This window comes from Paenibacillus sp. MAHUQ-45 (assembly GCF_058133325.1).
On sequence record NZ_JBYUPV010000003.1, the window covers coordinates 104817 to 121543 of the forward strand.

The window sequence follows — 16727 nt, forward strand, 5'->3', positions numbered from 1 at the left end:
TACATTTTTGTCATATAAGCTTTGTTTAGAGTGAAACTAGGGGAGGCAATAAAATGAAGATGGGCCCAAAGATGAAAAAAGCGCTCAATATTTTATTAAAAACAGTAGGCGGTATAGTGATAGCAATTGTGCTATTTCTAGTTGTTACATCTACAGTTAACGTTATTAGCACAAAGTCGGAGGCCGCAAAAATACAATCCTATGGTCAGTTAGTACCAGTAGACGGGAAAAAGATGAATGTAATGATTCAAGGAGATGGCGAGGAAACGGTTGTACTACTACCGGGTTATGGAACAGCATCACCAGCGCTTGATTTCAAGCTGCTGATCGATGAATTATCCCCATACTACAGAGTTGTAGCGGTTGAGCCTTTCGGTTATGGATTAAGTGATCGGACTGAAAAAGAGCGAACCACCGAAAATATTATTAGCGAAGTTCATGAAGCCTTGCAACAGCTTAATATTGACCACTATGTACTAGGAGGCCATTCTATTGCAGGTATTTACGGGATAGCTTATGTGAACAAATATCCAAACGAAGTAACCGGATTTGTCGGGGTCGATACCAGTGTTCCAACACAAGCTGGAATGGATGCTAAATTGCCAATTAAAGAATTCGCATTTCTTGAAAAAGCAGGTCTGGTAAGATTGATTAAGAAAGTAAGTGGTGATCCATATGCTGGCTTAGCATTTGATGAGCAAACCAAAGAACAAATGAGATTGATTTCGAATAAAAACTCGAATAATTCCACCAACTTAAACGAAATGCAGCATATTGCTTCTAATTTTGTAGATGCTCGAGGTTTAACATTCCCTAAAGAGCTGCCCCTAATCTTCTTTATCGATGCGAATAATACCGCTAACCAAGGCTGGCAACAGCTGCATGAAGATCAAGTCAAAGATTCTGTACATGGAAAAGTAGTATCATTGCCTGGCAGTCATTACTTGCACCATACGAAATATAAGGAAATCGCCGAAGGCTTTAGGGAATTCATGGAACAAGCGAAATAAACAGAATGAATAGAATATTCATCTTGTCAAAAGGGTTCGTGTCCGCACGAACTTTTTTTGGCATAGAATTAGTTTATTAATACTATACCTTGATAGGGTGATGGGTAATGTTCCACCATATTATATGGGGGATTTGCTACATAATGCTTGTCAACAGTCCCTACTAGAACTAGAAGGAGTGATGGTGTTGTGAAAACAATTAATCCAACAATAGAGCCTATGAGAGGTTGTTATTGGTAAAAATGAGAACCTCTCGTTAGGCAACGGGAGGCAGATATTATATGATGTTACTAAAAAATATGGTTCGGGGATCAGAGAATGATTCCGTGGCCAAACAATTGATTCAGCGCTGGGAACATGACAGGGATACGCTGAATTTTTGGAGAGCTAGCAGCAATTTTATCTACGAGTTTAAAAGAAACGATATTCCGTATTTTCTTCGTTTCGTCCATGAAGAAGACAACAATATCGATAATATTCAAGCTGAGCTTGACTTCATGAATTACCTCCGAGCAGAAGGCTATTCGACGGTTGCTCCAGTCCTTTCTACAAACGGTCACAGCATCGAAACGCTAACCGTAGCTGGCGAGGGAAGATACTTTGGCGTAGTGTTCGAACAAGCGCGTGGGGATCATCTTCCGCTTGAGCAAATGACGTATCAGCAGATCGAAGATTGGGGCAGATCGCTAGCTACATTACATATTTTATCGAAGTCCTATTCTTCTGAAGGGGTAGCCCGAGGAAGCTGGGAGGATGCACTGACGTTCGTCTCTTCCGTATTAGAACTTGATCCCGGGGAGCGGGAAGCCCGGCAAGAGCTTGAAAATTTGCGTCATCATCTATTGGAGCTTCCGACCGATGCAGAACATATGGGATTAATCCATTATGACTTTGAGACTGACAATCTCTTCTACGAGGCCGGGGAATCACGGTACTGTGTCATCGACTTCGATGATGCAATGGTGCACTGGTACGCAATGGATATTGTATCGGCCATTTCAGATCTACTGGATCAAGGAGATGAGGATAGTCAGCGGAAAATAGAGCATTTTCTAATCGGCTATCGTTCCATCAAGCATTTGGAGGAGACTTTCGTACAATACTTTCCGATCTTCCAAAGGTTTGCTGACCTTTATAAGTATGCTAGGCTCCTTCGCACTATAGAAGGGCTGGATATTCATTCCTCACCGGAATGGGCTGTAAGTCTCAGGGAGAAACTGGTGGGGGTCTGTCGTGGAATGCGCGAACGTTTTAGTCAACGTGAGGTGAGGCTCCGTCCGATAGATCAAAGTAATTGGTATGCTTGCACGCAGCTTGAGGTAACAGCAGAACAGAAGGAAGTGTTTCCAGTTCCGGCGATCTACTGGCTTGCAGAATCAGCCTATTGTGGCTTTACACCGCTGGCTATTTACGCTGGCGAACAATTAGTGGGATTGACAGTCTATGCGGTTGATCCCGAGGATGGAGCCTATTGGATTATGGCCTATATGATCCATCATAAGTTTCAACAGCGAGGATTGGGGTTGGCTGGAATGAAGTCACTCCTACGAACGATCCAAGAAAAGCATGCTTGCGATAAAATAATGTTGGGTCATCGAATGGAGAATGAGGTAGCCTCACGCATGTATGCTTCACTGGGCTTTGCAGAAATAAGCCGTAACGAAGATGAGGTCATACGTGAATTGCAATTTATGGGCTGACAGTCGATAGACTATTGATAGCCTGGGGTACTGTATACAAAAGAATCCACCGTCTAATGAGGGACTCATTAAGCGTTGGATTCTTTATTTTTTGCACAGAATAATCCTTACTGTTCAGTCACATAGTCAAAGCTTATCTCATCATACTGATCGTCAGCATCCTCCAAAACCTCAATCACCGCGGAATAGCGTTCCCCGCTCTTGGAATCTGCAACCCATATGATCTTCAGGGGTAAAGGCAGATGTCCGGTTACACAATCCCATAACGCATCCAAATTACGACCGTACCATTCAGGCAGACCAAGGCTTTGCTGTAGCCAATCATGGATGTCCTCGTAACGATCTCCCTCTGACTGTCTCAGTTCCACAACGTTGCTCATTCGGAGACACTGCCTTCCTTGGTAATATCCGTAAACGACTTATAATGATCGGTAGTCATGTAGATCAACCCGTCATTTGAATAGAGAATACGATCCGCGCCACGGGAGCCCTTCTTATAGTTAATATCCGCTTCATACCAAATCCGGTTCTTTGCCTTGGGTAAGAGTCCTTCCCGGTTGCCAAAACGGTCCCCGCCGATGCTTTTGCCTGGTGCGACCTTGTTTAGATTCCCTTTGGAAGCAACCCAGCCGAGCCCTTCGGCTTCCTTCTTCGTAATGAAATTATCCGGAAGGGTATGGTGCTGTCGAATATAATCCGAAACCTCTTTGAATCCTGTAAGCGGAGCCTGGGACTTGTCCGGTGCCTTGGGAGCGTTGGAGGCTTTCGGGGAAAGGGTGGATTTCGGCTGTGCCGTTTGGCTGGTGGACGTTGGAGTTGGCTCATGGAATTCCGAAGAGTTGTTGTTGCTGTTGATGATCTCTCCGCAGCCAGTCAGGGCAATGACCAGAATTACCGCCATCACGGCGAGCCAGGAACGCGACCAACGGCTCAGCTGTTGCATCAATACTTCAAACATGGTGTTACCTCACTTCTGTTTATCTTTTTGTCCAAGTGTACCAAATTCAGCGGGAATAAGACAGTGCAACGAACGCTGGTGATCTGAAAGTGGGTCGTTACCCTAACAGGACTTTCGTTGACATCGGCATACTGATACGTTAAAATTAGAATGATCATTCTGATTTGGTGATGACTGTTCAATTTTCAATGGGGGATACACATAGCATGTTTGAGAAATATAAGAAATCTAAAAAAGCTGTACTGGAAACCACACTTCGGCTTCTTAGCCAGCATGATCTTCAAGCGACCTCGATGTCTTTGATCTCCAGTGAATCCGGAGTTTCGATGGGCAGTATTTACAATAGCTTTTCGGGAAAAGAAGAGATTATTAATGAGCTGTATACCAGTATCGTGAAGTATCAGACGGAATATGTGCTTCAAGGCTTCAATGACAGCACAGATATTTTCGAACGTTTCCAAAAAGCTTGGCAGCGGGTTGTTCAGTCTAGTGTCGACAATCCCGAGGCATTTCAGTTCATGGAGCAGTATTCGCTGTCGTCGTACATTTATGATGAATCCAAGAAGTTTGCTTATGAGGAAAACTGGTGCGGTCCGCTGGCTGTAATGTATGCCGAAGCTATGGAACAACAAATCTTCAAGCAGAGCGATCCTCGATTGATGGTGCAAATGCATTGGGGAACGTTTGTGTTTCTGGTTAAAGGGCATTTGCAAGGCAACCTGAAGCTTAATCCTGAAGTCATGAAGATGGCGATTTCATCGAGTTGGAACTCTATAAGTACAGTGAAGGCTTTCTTGCCGTAGATTACGGCAGTTTTTTAGAGAAAATAGAATGAACGTTCACTACAATAAAGAGATTATTTCGATTGTTAATTTTGGACAGAATATCTAATGAACCCCTGCTTGACAAGGAACAGAGAAGATCATAATATCTAGAGTGAACGTTCATTCTATTTTTTATATCAAACCATTGAAGGAGAGATTCAAATGTCAAAAACTATTTTTATCACCGGAACTAGCAGTGGTTTGGGTAAATTAACAGCAATTCATTTCGCGAAATTGGGCTGGAATGTGGCAGCAACGATGCGTTCTCCAGAGAAAGAGACTGAGCTTACAGGATACAGTAACATCAAAATATTCAAGCTGGATGTAACAGATGTGGAGCAGGTGCGTAAGGCGGTTCAAGAGGCAACTGAGGTTTTTGGTAAAATTGATGTCGTTGTTAATAACGCAGGAATGGGGGCTTATGGTGCGTTGGAGCTTGCCGATGAAGAAACTATCGACTGGCAATTCGCTGTGAATGTCCGAGGACCGATTAATGTTATTCGCGGATTCCTGCCGCATTTTCGGGAAAATGGGGGCGGTAAGTTTATTAACATCAGTTCGCTCATGGGCTTGACTACGGCTGTACCAATCGGATCACTGTATAACATGTCCAAATTTGCACTCGAAGGGCTGACAGAAGGACTGTACTATGAATTGAAGCCGCTCAATATTGGACTGCACTTGATCGAACAAGGCGGTTCGGCCGGAAACAATTTCTTGAACAACATCATTTGGAGCAGAAGTGAAGAGATTCGAGCTTATGATGATGTAATCGCTACGGTAAAACAAAGCTTCGAGCGCTCAGCAGAAAGTCCAGCCGATGATCCGCAAGAAATCGTAAATGCGATTGCCAAGCTGGCAACCGGTGAAAGCAACCAGTTCCGCACACTTGTCGGAAAAGCGACCGAAGATTTGGTAGCCCTCAGAGAGTCTGTGCCGATCGAGCAGTATCTGGAAACGATAGCCGCCAACTATAATTTGTAATTAATTGTAAGAACAATACTCCATCATTTAGCAGGGGATCTGGTGGTGTATTTCATAACAACTCTGAACGGATAAATAAAGAACCATCGCCCAAGCCAAAACAGGCTTGAGGCGATGGTTCTTACTTCATACGCTATATGTTACATGCTACATGTTATATCATGTAAGCTCTTGAATCCCGGATAAACAGTTCGTTGTGTACATATTACAGCGCTGTGTAGCCGCCATCAATCGTAAATACGCTTCCGGTGACAAAGGAGGAGGCTTCAGAAGCCAAATAAACAGCGATACCTCCCAATTCTTCAGGTAAACCAGGACGTTTCATTGGTGTGAGCTCCGCCCATTTTTTCACCATATCGCCATTCTCTTCAAAATAAGGACGGGTCAGCTCTGTCACCATATAACCAGGAGCAATGGTGTTTACGCGAATACCATGCTCGGCCCATTCCACTGCAAGGCTTTTGGTGAACATAATTACCGCGCCTTTGGAAGTATTGTAAGCAGCCTGCGGTTGAGGCCAGTTAACAATTAATCCTGACATCGAAGAAGTATTGATGATCGTTCCCCGTTTTTGCTCACGCATAACATGACCAACGGCATTGCTTACCAAGAACATGCTGTTGATATTGACATCCATAATTTTCTGCCAGGCACTATACTTCATTTCTTCAATTTTAATATGCTGTCCAATGCCGGCGTTATTGAAGAGAATGTCGATCCGGCCGAACTTGTCCTTAACAACTTCTACCATTGCATTAACTTCGTCAGCGTTGGTCACATCCACCTTTACAGCCAAGGCTTGTACACCGGCCTGTGCTTCAATCTCTTTGGCAGTAATCATTGCTGCTTCGAGGTTAAGGTCAGCGATGACAACATTAGCACCTGCTTCGGCTACTGCCGTAGCAATGGCTTTTCCTAAGCCAATAGCTCCTCCTGTTACAATAGCAACCTGATCATTTAATTTAAATTTATCCATAATACTCATATGAATTCCCTCCATGATTTGTCCCTTATATAAGGGAGTGTAATTGAATTAAATCGCTTCAGCCTCGCGTTCTACTTTTAAGAAGAATGCCAATACAGCACCTAATAGATAAAGGCCGGCCAAGCTCCAGATGAAGCCGAGGATTCCAAAGATCGAGAAAAGGGTACCGGCCAGCACAGGGCCGATGAATTGGCTTAATCCGGCAGACAGGTTATGAATGGACATTGCTGCACCTTTGTTTTTGGGGTCAAGAGCAGGGAAGATAGCCGACATCGGAACAAATCCGGCTAATCCGATACCCAGAAAACCTGATACACACATCATTAACCAGAAATTCGGACCAAACCAGATAGGAACATAATAGAACAGTAGGCACGCCACTGCACACCACACACACCCAGCCCACATAACGACTTTATTCCAGGCAATTTTGTTAGCAACCAACCCCCAAATCAAATTAAAAATAATATTGACAGCATACATAGCTCCCCAAATTCGTAGCCATTCAGAGGTAGTGAATCCAACTTGACTGCTAGTAAGGAAGATTGGCATAGCCACAACGAATCCATATACGACAAGCTGGTTGATAATGCGTATAACGAAAGCAATTGCGATTTTGGAATTTGTGAACAGAATAGTTATTCCCTTTTTCATGGTTTCAGCTACATTGTTTCCATCGGCCTTTTCTCTATCAAATCCGCCTTTAGTAAAGAAGACACCAATGGCTCCGCCAATGACAATAAGAATAGTAGATAACCAAAGGGTTCCTGTGAAGCCGATATGAGGAATTGTGAAGCTAGGTAGATAGGTGCCAATTACACCAAGCCCTAATGAATGGGCAAACCAGAACAAGCCCATCGCACCCGGCAGATTTTTATTCGGAGTTGTATAGGCAATCCACACCACAAACGAATAAGCGAACAGAGGGTAACCAAACCCGCGTAAACCGTACATAATCAGCATCATCGTATAATTTTCAGGTAGGATCCCGAAGGTAATAAATCCAATATGGAATACCACCCAGATCGCTACGCCTGTCAACATAACTATCCGTGGTCCCCAAATTTCAGCAAACAAGGCTGCGAGCCATGAGGAGGCTGCTACAGCTACTCCGTAAAGGGTGAAAAGCAACGCGGATTGACTGCTGCTAAACCCCATATCAACAATTTGTTTGGACAAAAACGCCTGCTCGATTCCATCTCCTGTCATGAAGATGGCCAGAGCGATTAAGCCCCAGAATAATAAGCTTGGCATTCCAAGCACTGATCTTTTAGGTGAACCATTCTCTGCTTTTGTCATGAAGTCCTCTCCTAGATCATATTCAAATGTATAAAATTTAAATCTAGCAAAATAACAACTTGAAATACGAACGTAACCGGTTACGAAGATATGATTGAATCACTACTATCGTCTCACATTCGTATGTTTAAGATGAATTTTGTTTCTGTATCGTAGCACACCTTTTTTTATTGCGCAACCGGTTACAAGCTGTTTTTTTGTTGATTAACTAGAGAAAATCAGCTTATTTCATCAAAAAAACCTTCTTGTTACGCGCATGACTATTAATGTTTGACAAATAAAAATAGAGGGTGATATAGTTACGTAACCGGTTACGAAATATTGAATACTCTGCTTTAAGTAAGCTACTAGAGTACATTTACTATTTTACAGGAGGAAAATTTATTATGGCTTTAATTGGTCCATCACTAATGTGTGCAGATATGGGGATATTACAAGAAACAGTCATAAGGCTTGATCAAGCGGGTGTAGATTTCTTTCACCTGGATGTAATGGATGGGAGCTTTGTACCGAACTTTACGTTAGGACCCGACATGATAAAAAGCATACGACCGCATACAAGCAAACCATTCGATGTCCACTTGATGATTAAACAGCCTGAGCACTATTTAAATCTATTCATTGATGCGGGTGCTGATATGATCTCTGTGCATGCGGAAGCAACGGAGCATCTACAAAGAACTTTGCAAACGATTCGTAATCAGGGGATAAAAGCTGGCGTTGCTTTGAATCCGTCCACTCCGATCAACGAACTTCAATATATATTGGATGTCACGGATTACATTACGATCATGACGGTTAATCCCGGATTCGCCGGTCAAAAATTCATTCCTTCCATGTATAAAAAGATTGCTGATATCAAAGAAATGATTGATCGTGAAGGCTACAATGTGCAAATTCAAGTGGATGGTAATATTGGCTACGAGACGATCCCAGGTGTATTAGATAACGGGGCAGACATGCTCGTGTGCGGCACATCATGTTTGTTCAAGCCGGATATTACCTTTGAAGAAGCGGTAGCAACACTAAGAGCGTTTAACAAAAATTACATTAAATCATAAAGCTGGAGTGGAAGTAATGGGAGAAATAACTGTAGTTGGGAGTCTAAATGTAGATATCGTTGCTTTTACGAAGGATTACCCCAAGCATGGAGAAACCCACTTTGGTGAGCGGATGTTGACATTGCCTGGCGGCAAAGGGGCTAACCAGGCTGTTACAAGTGCTCGCTTGGGAAAAGCAGTGCAGATGATTGGCTCGATTGGCACCGATTTTTATGGGGATAGCATGGTTAAAGCGATGCAGGACAATGGAGTCGATACTTCATATATCAGACGGGCAGAGGAGCATTCGACTGGATGTGCAATTATTACAGTTGATCATACAGCGGAGAACACAATGCTTGTAATCAAAGGCGCCAATGATTGCTTGTCTGCCAAAGATATTCAAGATGCATTCGCTAATATAGAAAATAGCAAGATTTTGCTGGTCCAGATGGAGATTCCTGAAGAAGCAATCATTGAAGCGATGGTTCAGGCAAAAAAGAAAGAGATGTTTGTGATTCTTGATCCCGCACCGGCGGATGGTATTGTGAAGCATGCTCTGCCATATGCGGATTTAATCGTTCCTAATCAACAGGAAACGAAGGAACTCACCGGAATAGATGTTACAGATATAGACTCTGCGATACAGGCTGGTGAATACTTTGATCGCTTAGGGGTGAAGAACTCTATTATTAAAATGGGCGATAAAGGATCATTGGTGTACAAGCAGGGCAAGGTGGAATATGTCGAGGCAATTAAAGTTAAAGCGATCGATACGGTTGGTGCAGGGGATTCCTATGCAGGAGCTATCGGCTTTGCGCTCGCGGATGGAACAAATCTTGTTGCAGCAGCACAATTTGCAAGCATCGTCGCGGCAATCAAAGTCTCTAAACGAGGTGCCCAGGCAGGCATTCCTACACTTGATGAGGTTAATCAGTTTTGTTTAGAGAAGGATATTTCCTATTACTTATTGGATGCTTAATGAGGATTGAAGCGGAATTCCACAGCATAATCGTTCTTATTTGAAACAAGAGCCGTCTCATTGTAGTTAAAACTACTTGTGAGACGGCTCTTTTGTTTGGTGTTATTTCATAGAAGACTCGCGGACAATAAGCTCCACATCGAGTTCAATCTTTTTAAAATCAGACGCTGGTTCTTTCATTAATCTGAGCAGCTCTTCCATAGCCACTTCTCCCATTTTATAGCTTGGTTGCTTGATGGTTGAAATCGGTGGGTTCGTATACTGGGACATGTCAATCCCGTCGAACCCGACGATGGCTAATTCATCCGGTACCTTACGGCCCCACTCATGAGCAGCTTTTAATAAACCGATTGCCATCAAATCATTGGATGCAAACACGCCATCTATGTCGCTATGACGCTGAAATAATTCTTTCATGCAGAGGTAACCGCTTTTTACACTGAAATCTCCTTGGGCAATCCAGCTTTGATCAAACCAATCGGCATCTTTTACACAGTCCCTGTATCCCCACATGCGCTGAACAGCTGTAAAATCATCCTCTGGACCACGAATAAGTCCGATTCGTTGACATCCAATGTCGAGAAGATGCTTGGTAGCCAATTGAGCGCCTAGCCGATGTTTAACCCCGATAGAAGAAAATTCATGCGTTGTGAATGTCCGGTCAAGTGTAACTATAGGAATCCCGCTGGCATGCAGTTCTTCCAAGTCTTCTTTGTTTATGTTAAGTGAACTGATGATGATCCCATCAACATATCTTTCTTGAAGTGAAGCGAGGTATTTACTTACCTTTTCTCGTTCATCATCTGTATTGCATAGAAAGATATTGAGTCCATAAGCATTGGCTACATCTTCAACTCCGCGGGCCAGCTCTGGAAAGAATGGGTTACTGATTGTCGGAACAAGTAATGCCACTGTGCTGGAAGTCCGGCTGGCCAAGCTTCGGGCTACCACATTCGGCTTATAGCCTAACTCTTTAATGGTTGCTTGCACTCTTGCTATGGTTTCAGGTGTTGCCTGACCTTTATTATTAATAATCCTCGATACCGTAGCCACAGAAACTTTTGCTTTAGCGGCAACTTCTTTAATTGTAGTCAATGAAACGCCCCCTGCATACGCACATACCTTTACGTAACCGATTTCCAAAAGCGTAACACTCTTTAAATTATCCTGTCAACAAGCCACGGCTTATCACGCTTTTAACTGCTGCAACAGCATTTTTTGCTTTTATAGGATAATCCTATTAAGGGTATAATTCTTATATATTTCCAATATTAACCTTTCGTATATAAAATGAAATTGTCATCATTCTTGAAAGGCATTCGTGAAACAGCGCTACCCGAATGCTAAGTTTACCTTGGTGGATTTGAGCGAAGAGATGCTTAAGGTTGCTCGTCAAAGGTTCGGAAAAGATCCTAATGTTCAGTACATAGCAGCGGATTACTGTAATTATCCTTTCACGGAGCAATATGATATCATCATCTCCTCTTTATCCATTCACCATTTGACTCACCCAGATAAAAGCACTCTTTTTCAAAAGATATACAATCTCCTGGCTCAAGGCGGTATCTTTATCAATGCAGACCAGGCAGCTGGTTCATCTTCTTATTTCGATAATCGGTATAAAGAACAGTGGCAAGAAGCCGTGCACAAGTCGGGGTTAGCAGAACAAGCCATTGAAGCTTCCATCACGCGAAGAAAACAAGACATCAACGCCACAGTAGAAGATCAACTTCAATGGCTGCGTGCAGCCGGATTTGCAGAGGTGAATGTTGTATATAGCTATAACGAGTTTACGGTATTTTTTAACTTGAAGTAATTGAATTTCAACTGTAAAAAGCACAAGGGGACTGCAAAAGGCTCTCCATTAGCAACCTGTCGCAGTCCCCGAAACAATGTCCGCTGTGACTTCTTTAGCTCTATTTCGAAAATTATTTACTCAGGAGCTTGGCCTTCTGTAAATCAAATTCTTCTCTTGTAATTAAGTCTTGTTTTAATAGTTCAGACATTTTTAATAATTCATCTGCCACTGAGCCGTTTGAAGTTTCTGGCTTATCAGTGATCTTATCTTGCTTAACATCGCTTTGCAACTCATTTTGTCTCATCAAGATGCTAATAATACTATTCCACTGGGCTACTTGTTCTAATGCTGCTTTTACAACAGGTTCTTCCTTACTTTCCGCAGAAGAGCTTTTAAAAAAAGGGACATAGTAATTTGGTTTTAGAGTATCCTCTACTGTGATCTTTAATTGTATGTTTTTAACTTTCTCCTCTGATACTCTTTCTTTAAAAGGTCCTTCCAATAGCATGTTACTACTAATGATAACTTCATCAATTATTATTTCTGACCCTATAATTTGTTTGAAATCATACAACTCATTATCAAATTGTGAAGTGAAACAAATTCTCTTACTATTTTCATCATAGGAAAGGAGTAAGCTTAGCTCCGGAGTAAAATAGCTTTGACTAGGTGAATATGAAAGTATATTTTGAAGCATACTTCTAAGTCTTCCTTTACGGAATCCGTGAGACAATCACACGAGAGACGTTAGCACCGCCCATTCCACCGCTCAGCTTAATTACGTTGTTCGTACCTGGTTGCAGATCGATTAGCCGGTTCGTCCGGCCGGTGTAATTGCCCCAGCCTCCTGTACCTGGAAGGGAGAGGAAGTACCCATCTCCAGCTGTATCACCGCTGCTATTCACTTTAAAGGCGGCTCCGCTGTCGCCGGAAGCATAAAGAACGGTAAGCAAGGCCTTGCCGCCGTTTGTCCCCCCATTGATGCCGGACAACTGGATGTAGGAGCCGCTAATATGCATATTTTCCACACTATTGCCGGATTTGATAGCCCCGCCTCCGACGGTGACGTTGCTGCTGGTAATCGGATACTCTGTTTTCTGAGTGTATTGATCAAAATTTTCGTTAATTAAGTCATAATACTTTATTTCCGTAGCATTGGAACGAGGACCGACAGCGGAGACTCCGTCTGTTGTCTGAATGACCTTCTGAATCGTTCCATCTGGATTAAAGAATAGCTGATCCACACAGACAGAACGGAGCGTGCCGTTTGAAGAGATTTTGGAATTGTGGTAGAACAGATACCAGTTACCTTTGTACTCTACGATTGATCCATGTGTAGTCTCACTGCTGGTAACCGGGTCCAGCATCACCCCACGATTGACCCATGGTCCCAGTGGGCTACTGCTGGTAGCGTACCGCATTTTGTTGGCACCGGGATTGTTGTCGGAGTACATCAGGTAATAGATACCGTTCCGTTTGAAGACCCATGAAGCCTCATGGAAGTCCTGCAGCTCGGTGAATTGCTTGACCGGGCCATCGATCGACACCATGTCGGCTCCCAGCTTGACACCATAGCTCGTCCCGCCACCGCCAGCATATAGATAGTAACTGCCGTCGTCATCACGGAACACCGCAGGGTCAATAAGGTTGCTACCGGGAAGTCCCTGAATATAGCCTTGGACGGTGAAATCGGCGGCTGGCTTATCGCTGGTGGCGACACCGATCTTCCAGGAGTTGTTCCAATTCGTATCACTTGGGTGAGGGAAGTAGAAGTAATAGGTTCCATCCTTGTAAGCAGCGTCAGGAGCCCACATAAAACCGCCTTCCGGTCGTCCCCACGGCACATCATCCGAGCGCAGGATTTCTCCTTCATCCACCCAGTCGACCATATTATCTGATGAGAAAACATGATATTTATCCATTAGATCGCTGCCTCTGGAAGGAAAGATATCATGTGAGGCGTAGACATAAATCCGTCCGTCATTCCAAACATGCGCAGAGGGATCAGCGGTAAAGATGCTAGTGAAAATAGGGTTTCCTGACTTAATGTCGTTAGCCGAGGCTGTAGAAGAGGGGCCGATCCCAGGCAAAACGGACAACAGCATGGTTCCTGTCAAGAGTAGACGAATAAGCTTTTTCTTCATAAGTGTTACCTCCTCGTTACATGTATTTGTAATACATTCCCGATTTGCAGATTCCAATTCATACCCTAAGCCTGCTTGGTAACGAAAAAGCGATAATCCTCTAATCTTCACCTCCTTAATATTTAAAGTGTAAAAAAATGTAAAATATGATTCAACATCAGTGTACAGCAATTGTAAGCGCTTTTATAATGAGGGAATCTTAAACTAACAAGGTCATTCTTAGCTTGATGAAACCAACTATATTTCGCTGAAGGGGATTGGTAAAAAGCTCCCACTGGCCTTTGAAGCGGTCAAAGACTTGAATTGAGGCATTCTCGGCAATACCGTTTCCTCTGAAGGGCTGCATCAGGAAGAAATCGTTCACAAAATAATCTGTTCCTTCGGAACAGTGGGGCGGAGTAGCAATAAGGGCAAACCCAGCAGGAATATCATCGACTCTGAATAAAAAAGGATACAGACATCCTGGTTTTTCCCACCAGATGTTCTGGACATCATATTGATCGATTAATGTTCTGAACTCCAAACTTTCTTCAAAGATTCCATGTATATTGGGGATGTGGCCCTCAGTCAGGCCATAATGTCCTGATAGGTCGTATAAGTAGAGTGGATATAGATTTTTAATAATGTATGCTTCGTCGTGACTAGTCAGGGTAACTTCTAATTTCATCATAAGACCTCTTTCTTGTAGGAGTAGGAGTAGGAGTAGGAGTAGGAGTAAATCGTTAATGTGCTCACCCCATTTTAAAATAGTAATGCAGATTGGTATGGGTACATTTTCGATATAGCTGATCTTTATACACGCGAACAAGCCATTTATCCACTCTTACGCGCAGATTGACATCAGGAGGATACTATACTACAATCCGTAGTATGATGGAGCGTGATGGTCATGAAGATTAAGAAAATGAATGTCGGCGGTGAGGGGCTGAATCGTTTTTTTGGGCCGCTCGAAGCGAAAATTATGGACATCCTCTGGTCCTCCGAGGGTCTCAAGATCAAGGAAGTACAGTCGATCCTGAATCAGGAAAGCACCATTTCGGTAAATGCGGTGATGACAGTGATGAGTCGTTTGGAGAGTAAAGGACATCTGAAGAAAATGCTAGTCGGAACTGGTAGAACCCAAGCGGCGCAATACAGCACTGTACAATCTAGAGAAGAGTTTGTGTCCGAACAGACGAAAGCTGTATCGCATGGGCTAATCAAAGAATACGGCAGTCTTGTCGTAAGCCACATGATTGATGCGCTGGACGAGGTAGATCCTGAGACTATCGCTAAGCTGGAACGCAAATTGGGTGAGATCAAACGAGGGAAAAAAGAATGAACGCTCGGCTGAAGCTAAGATGGATGTCGGCGCTTATGCTCGTCTTCATCGCTGTGTTCAGTGTACAGATGGGAATCTTCGTTACCCGCCAAGTTGGAGAGAGTAGTCTTAAGGCATGTATCATGTTGTACTGGGCATTCGATCTAATTATTGCCTATACGCTTATCCGGGTGATGTGGCGAATCACAGCGCAAGCGTATTTATCGCGAAAATGGAACAGGCTATTCGGCTCCATGAAGCACGATAAATTAACTAAGACGCTAAATTACAAATACCGCAGCTTGGGAACGGAAATTATAGTCGTGCAGGACGAAGCCTTTGTTGCGCTGGCGCTGGGTCTTTTCAAACCGAAAATTGTCATCTCTACCCATGTCCTCGAACAATTCAGCGACAAGGAAGTAAAGGCTATATTGCTGCACGAGTGGCATCATTGCCGCAATCGCGATAATGTGAAGCTATTTCTGATGACTCTGCTTACTGAGGCTTTCGGTTACTGGCCGATCATGAAGCCAATTTTTCGTTACTATGAGACGTGGACAGAACTGCTGGCTGATCGCTTTGTCATAACCCGGATGGGAACCGAGCTGCATCTGGCAAAAGTTCTGTTGAAGCTATCGAGGTGGGGGAAGATTCAGCCTGCTGTAGCCGTACATTTTGCAGCATCCGCTTTGAATTATCGTATGATACAGGTTCTGGAGCCGAATGAGACGGTAAAGGTTAAGATAGCATTGCTTAGACCCTTGTTGTTCTCAATATCCATGCTGCTGTTGCTCATGTTGGGCGGGGATACGTAAGTCCCCTTTTTTTGCACAATTGTACTACGTATTGTAGTTTAATTAACAGGAGGATATTCGAAATGAGAGTTGTTTTATTTACGATCGGAAATTACCAAGTCCATTCTTATGGAGTCATTGTGGCTTTGGCGGTTTTATTGGCACTGGGGATGGCACATTATTTGGCTAAAGGGAGCATATATCGGGAGCATATCTTCAATATAGTGCCCTATGTGGCTGTGGGGGCGATTGTGTCTGCACGGATCTGGCATGTGTTCTTTTTCCAATGGGGGTATTACTCACAGCATGTAATGGAGATATTGTATATTTGGCAGGGCGGCATTTCTATTCAAGGCGCGTTAGTCGGCGGTTTTCTTGCTATCATCTATTATACGAAAAAGCATCGGCTATCCTTCTGGGAATTTGCAGATATTCTCGCCCCGGCTATTATTTTAGGTCAGTCACTCGGCAGAATCGCTTGCTTCCTTAACGGAGACGCGTATGGTTCACCGACCGGATCGGGCTTTGGTCTTGTTTACCCTCCGGGTTCGATGGCGTATGACGCTTATGGTTCCCAGCCGCTTTGGCCGGCAGAAATATGGGAAGGGCAGTGGGATTTGGTTGTATTCGTCATTCTAATTCTGCTGAAGAATAGAAAATGGCCAACGGGAGTGCTGTTCCTGGCTTACAATATTTTGTATTCGTTCGGGCGGTTTAACCTGGAGTGGCTGCGTGGAGATTCACCGAGGTACATGTTTAACTGGACAGCAGGTCAGTGGACCAGCTTCAGCGTGATTATGGTCAGCGTAGGCCTGATTGTTTATCTGGTTCTGCATGACCGGAGTAAAGTGCAGCTTGCGGGTGCAGGGAAGGGAATCTGATTCATAATGATGAAAAAACGAGCCCTAG

The 16727-nt window shown here is 43.6% G+C and carries 18 protein-coding genes; 10 read left to right on the forward strand and 8 right to left on the reverse strand.

Going from position 1 to position 16727, the window contains the following annotated elements; all coding sequences use genetic code 11:
• Positions 1-53: 53 nt before the first annotated feature.
• Together AC3Y23_RS07740 and AC3Y23_RS07745 are read left to right on the forward strand one after the other, a co-directional pair.
• Positions 54-1010: an alpha/beta fold hydrolase gene (locus tag AC3Y23_RS07740; protein WP_379197379.1), complete on the forward strand. Its 957-nt coding sequence runs from the start codon at positions 54-56 to the stop codon at positions 1008-1010.
• 281 nt (positions 1011-1291) lie between these two features.
• A complete protein-coding gene (locus tag AC3Y23_RS07745; protein WP_379197381.1) occupies positions 1292-2710 on the forward strand; it encodes a GNAT family N-acetyltransferase in 1419 nt (472 codons plus the stop codon).
• Positions 2711-2817: 107 nt separating this feature from the next.
• Here the strand turns inward: AC3Y23_RS07745 and AC3Y23_RS07750 are convergent, their stop codons facing one another.
• Positions 2818-3090: a barstar family protein gene (locus tag AC3Y23_RS07750; RefSeq protein ID WP_379197383.1), complete on the reverse strand. Its 273-nt coding sequence runs from the start codon at positions 3088-3090 to the stop codon at positions 2818-2820.
• Complete coding sequence (locus AC3Y23_RS07755) at positions 3087-3668, reverse strand: ribonuclease domain-containing protein (RefSeq protein ID WP_379197385.1); 582 nt, start codon at positions 3666-3668, stop codon at positions 3087-3089. Before AC3Y23_RS07755 ends, AC3Y23_RS07750 begins: the two co-directional genes overlap by 4 nt.
• 206 nt (positions 3669-3874) lie before the next feature.
• Between AC3Y23_RS07755 and AC3Y23_RS07760 the strand changes: the two genes are divergently transcribed.
• Positions 3875-4471 (forward strand): TetR/AcrR family transcriptional regulator, encoded by a 597-nt coding sequence (locus AC3Y23_RS07760; protein ID WP_379197387.1) that lies wholly within the window; start codon positions 3875-3877, stop codon positions 4469-4471.
• 183 nt (positions 4472-4654) lie between these two features.
• Positions 4655-5476, forward strand: a complete 822-nt coding sequence (locus AC3Y23_RS07765; protein ID WP_379197389.1) for an SDR family oxidoreductase — start codon at positions 4655-4657, stop codon at positions 5474-5476.
• A 205-nt stretch (positions 5477-5681) separates the two neighbouring features.
• Here AC3Y23_RS07765 and AC3Y23_RS07770 read toward each other — a convergent pair whose 3' ends face one another.
• Both AC3Y23_RS07770 and AC3Y23_RS07775 read right to left on the reverse strand, forming a co-directional pair.
• On the reverse strand, positions 5682-6461 hold the full coding sequence (locus AC3Y23_RS07770; RefSeq protein WP_379197391.1) for a glucose 1-dehydrogenase: 780 nt from the start codon (positions 6459-6461) through the stop codon (positions 5682-5684).
• Positions 6462-6509: 48 nt separating this feature from the next.
• Entirely contained in the window at positions 6510-7760 is a 1251-nt protein-coding gene (locus tag AC3Y23_RS07775) for an MFS transporter (protein WP_379197393.1), read from the reverse strand.
• A 386-nt stretch (positions 7761-8146) separates the two neighbouring features.
• On the opposite strand from AC3Y23_RS07775, the gene rpe reads away from it, so the two are divergent.
• Together rpe and rbsK are read left to right on the forward strand one after the other, a co-directional pair.
• On the forward strand, positions 8147-8821 hold the full coding sequence (gene rpe, locus AC3Y23_RS07780) for a ribulose-phosphate 3-epimerase (RefSeq protein WP_379197395.1): 675 nt from the start codon (positions 8147-8149) through the stop codon (positions 8819-8821).
• Positions 8822-8837: 16 nt separating this feature from the next.
• Positions 8838-9782 carry a ribokinase gene (gene rbsK, locus AC3Y23_RS07785; protein ID WP_379197397.1) on the forward strand — a complete coding sequence of 315 codons (945 nt, stop codon included), beginning with the start codon at positions 8838-8840 and terminating at the stop codon, positions 9780-9782.
• A gap of 102 nt (positions 9783-9884) precedes the next feature.
• Here rbsK and AC3Y23_RS07790 read toward each other — a convergent pair whose 3' ends face one another.
• Positions 9885-10877 carry a LacI family DNA-binding transcriptional regulator gene (locus AC3Y23_RS07790; RefSeq protein ID WP_379197400.1) on the reverse strand — a complete coding sequence of 331 codons (993 nt, stop codon included), beginning with the start codon at positions 10875-10877 and terminating at the stop codon, positions 9885-9887.
• 226 nt (positions 10878-11103) lie between these two features.
• Between AC3Y23_RS07790 and AC3Y23_RS07795 the strand changes: the two genes are divergently transcribed.
• Complete coding sequence (locus AC3Y23_RS07795) at positions 11104-11598, forward strand: class I SAM-dependent methyltransferase (protein WP_379197402.1); 495 nt, start codon at positions 11104-11106, stop codon at positions 11596-11598.
• A gap of 112 nt (positions 11599-11710) precedes the next feature.
• Here the strand turns inward: AC3Y23_RS07795 and AC3Y23_RS07800 are convergent, their stop codons facing one another.
• The 3 genes from AC3Y23_RS07800 to AC3Y23_RS07810 all read right to left on the reverse strand — a co-directional run bounded on the left by AC3Y23_RS07800 (position 11711) and on the right by AC3Y23_RS07810 (position 14391).
• Positions 11711-12277, reverse strand: a complete 567-nt coding sequence (locus AC3Y23_RS07800; RefSeq protein ID WP_379197404.1) for a hypothetical protein — start codon at positions 12275-12277, stop codon at positions 11711-11713.
• Positions 12278-12293: 16 nt separating this feature from the next.
• Positions 12294-13724, reverse strand: a complete 1431-nt coding sequence (locus AC3Y23_RS07805; RefSeq protein WP_379197406.1) for a family 43 glycosylhydrolase — start codon at positions 13722-13724, stop codon at positions 12294-12296.
• Between the two features lie 199 nt (positions 13725-13923).
• The gene (locus AC3Y23_RS07810; RefSeq protein WP_379197408.1) at positions 13924-14391 is read right to left on the reverse strand and encodes a GNAT family N-acetyltransferase; all 468 of its coding nucleotides are present in this window, start codon (positions 14389-14391) and stop codon (positions 13924-13926) included.
• A 222-nt stretch (positions 14392-14613) separates the two neighbouring features.
• On the opposite strand from AC3Y23_RS07810, the gene AC3Y23_RS07815 reads away from it, so the two are divergent.
• From AC3Y23_RS07815 to lgt, 3 genes are all read left to right on the forward strand, one after another.
• On the forward strand, positions 14614-15045 hold the full coding sequence (locus AC3Y23_RS07815) for a BlaI/MecI/CopY family transcriptional regulator (protein ID WP_379197410.1): 432 nt from the start codon (positions 14614-14616) through the stop codon (positions 15043-15045).
• Entirely contained in the window at positions 15042-15839 is a 798-nt protein-coding gene (locus AC3Y23_RS07820) for a M56 family metallopeptidase (RefSeq protein ID WP_379197412.1), read from the forward strand. Before AC3Y23_RS07815 ends, AC3Y23_RS07820 begins: the two co-directional genes overlap by 4 nt.
• Before the next feature lie 62 nt (positions 15840-15901).
• Positions 15902-16699 (forward strand): prolipoprotein diacylglyceryl transferase, encoded by a 798-nt coding sequence (gene lgt, locus AC3Y23_RS07825; protein ID WP_379197414.1) that lies wholly within the window; start codon positions 15902-15904, stop codon positions 16697-16699.
• Positions 16700-16727: the final 28 nt, after the last annotated feature.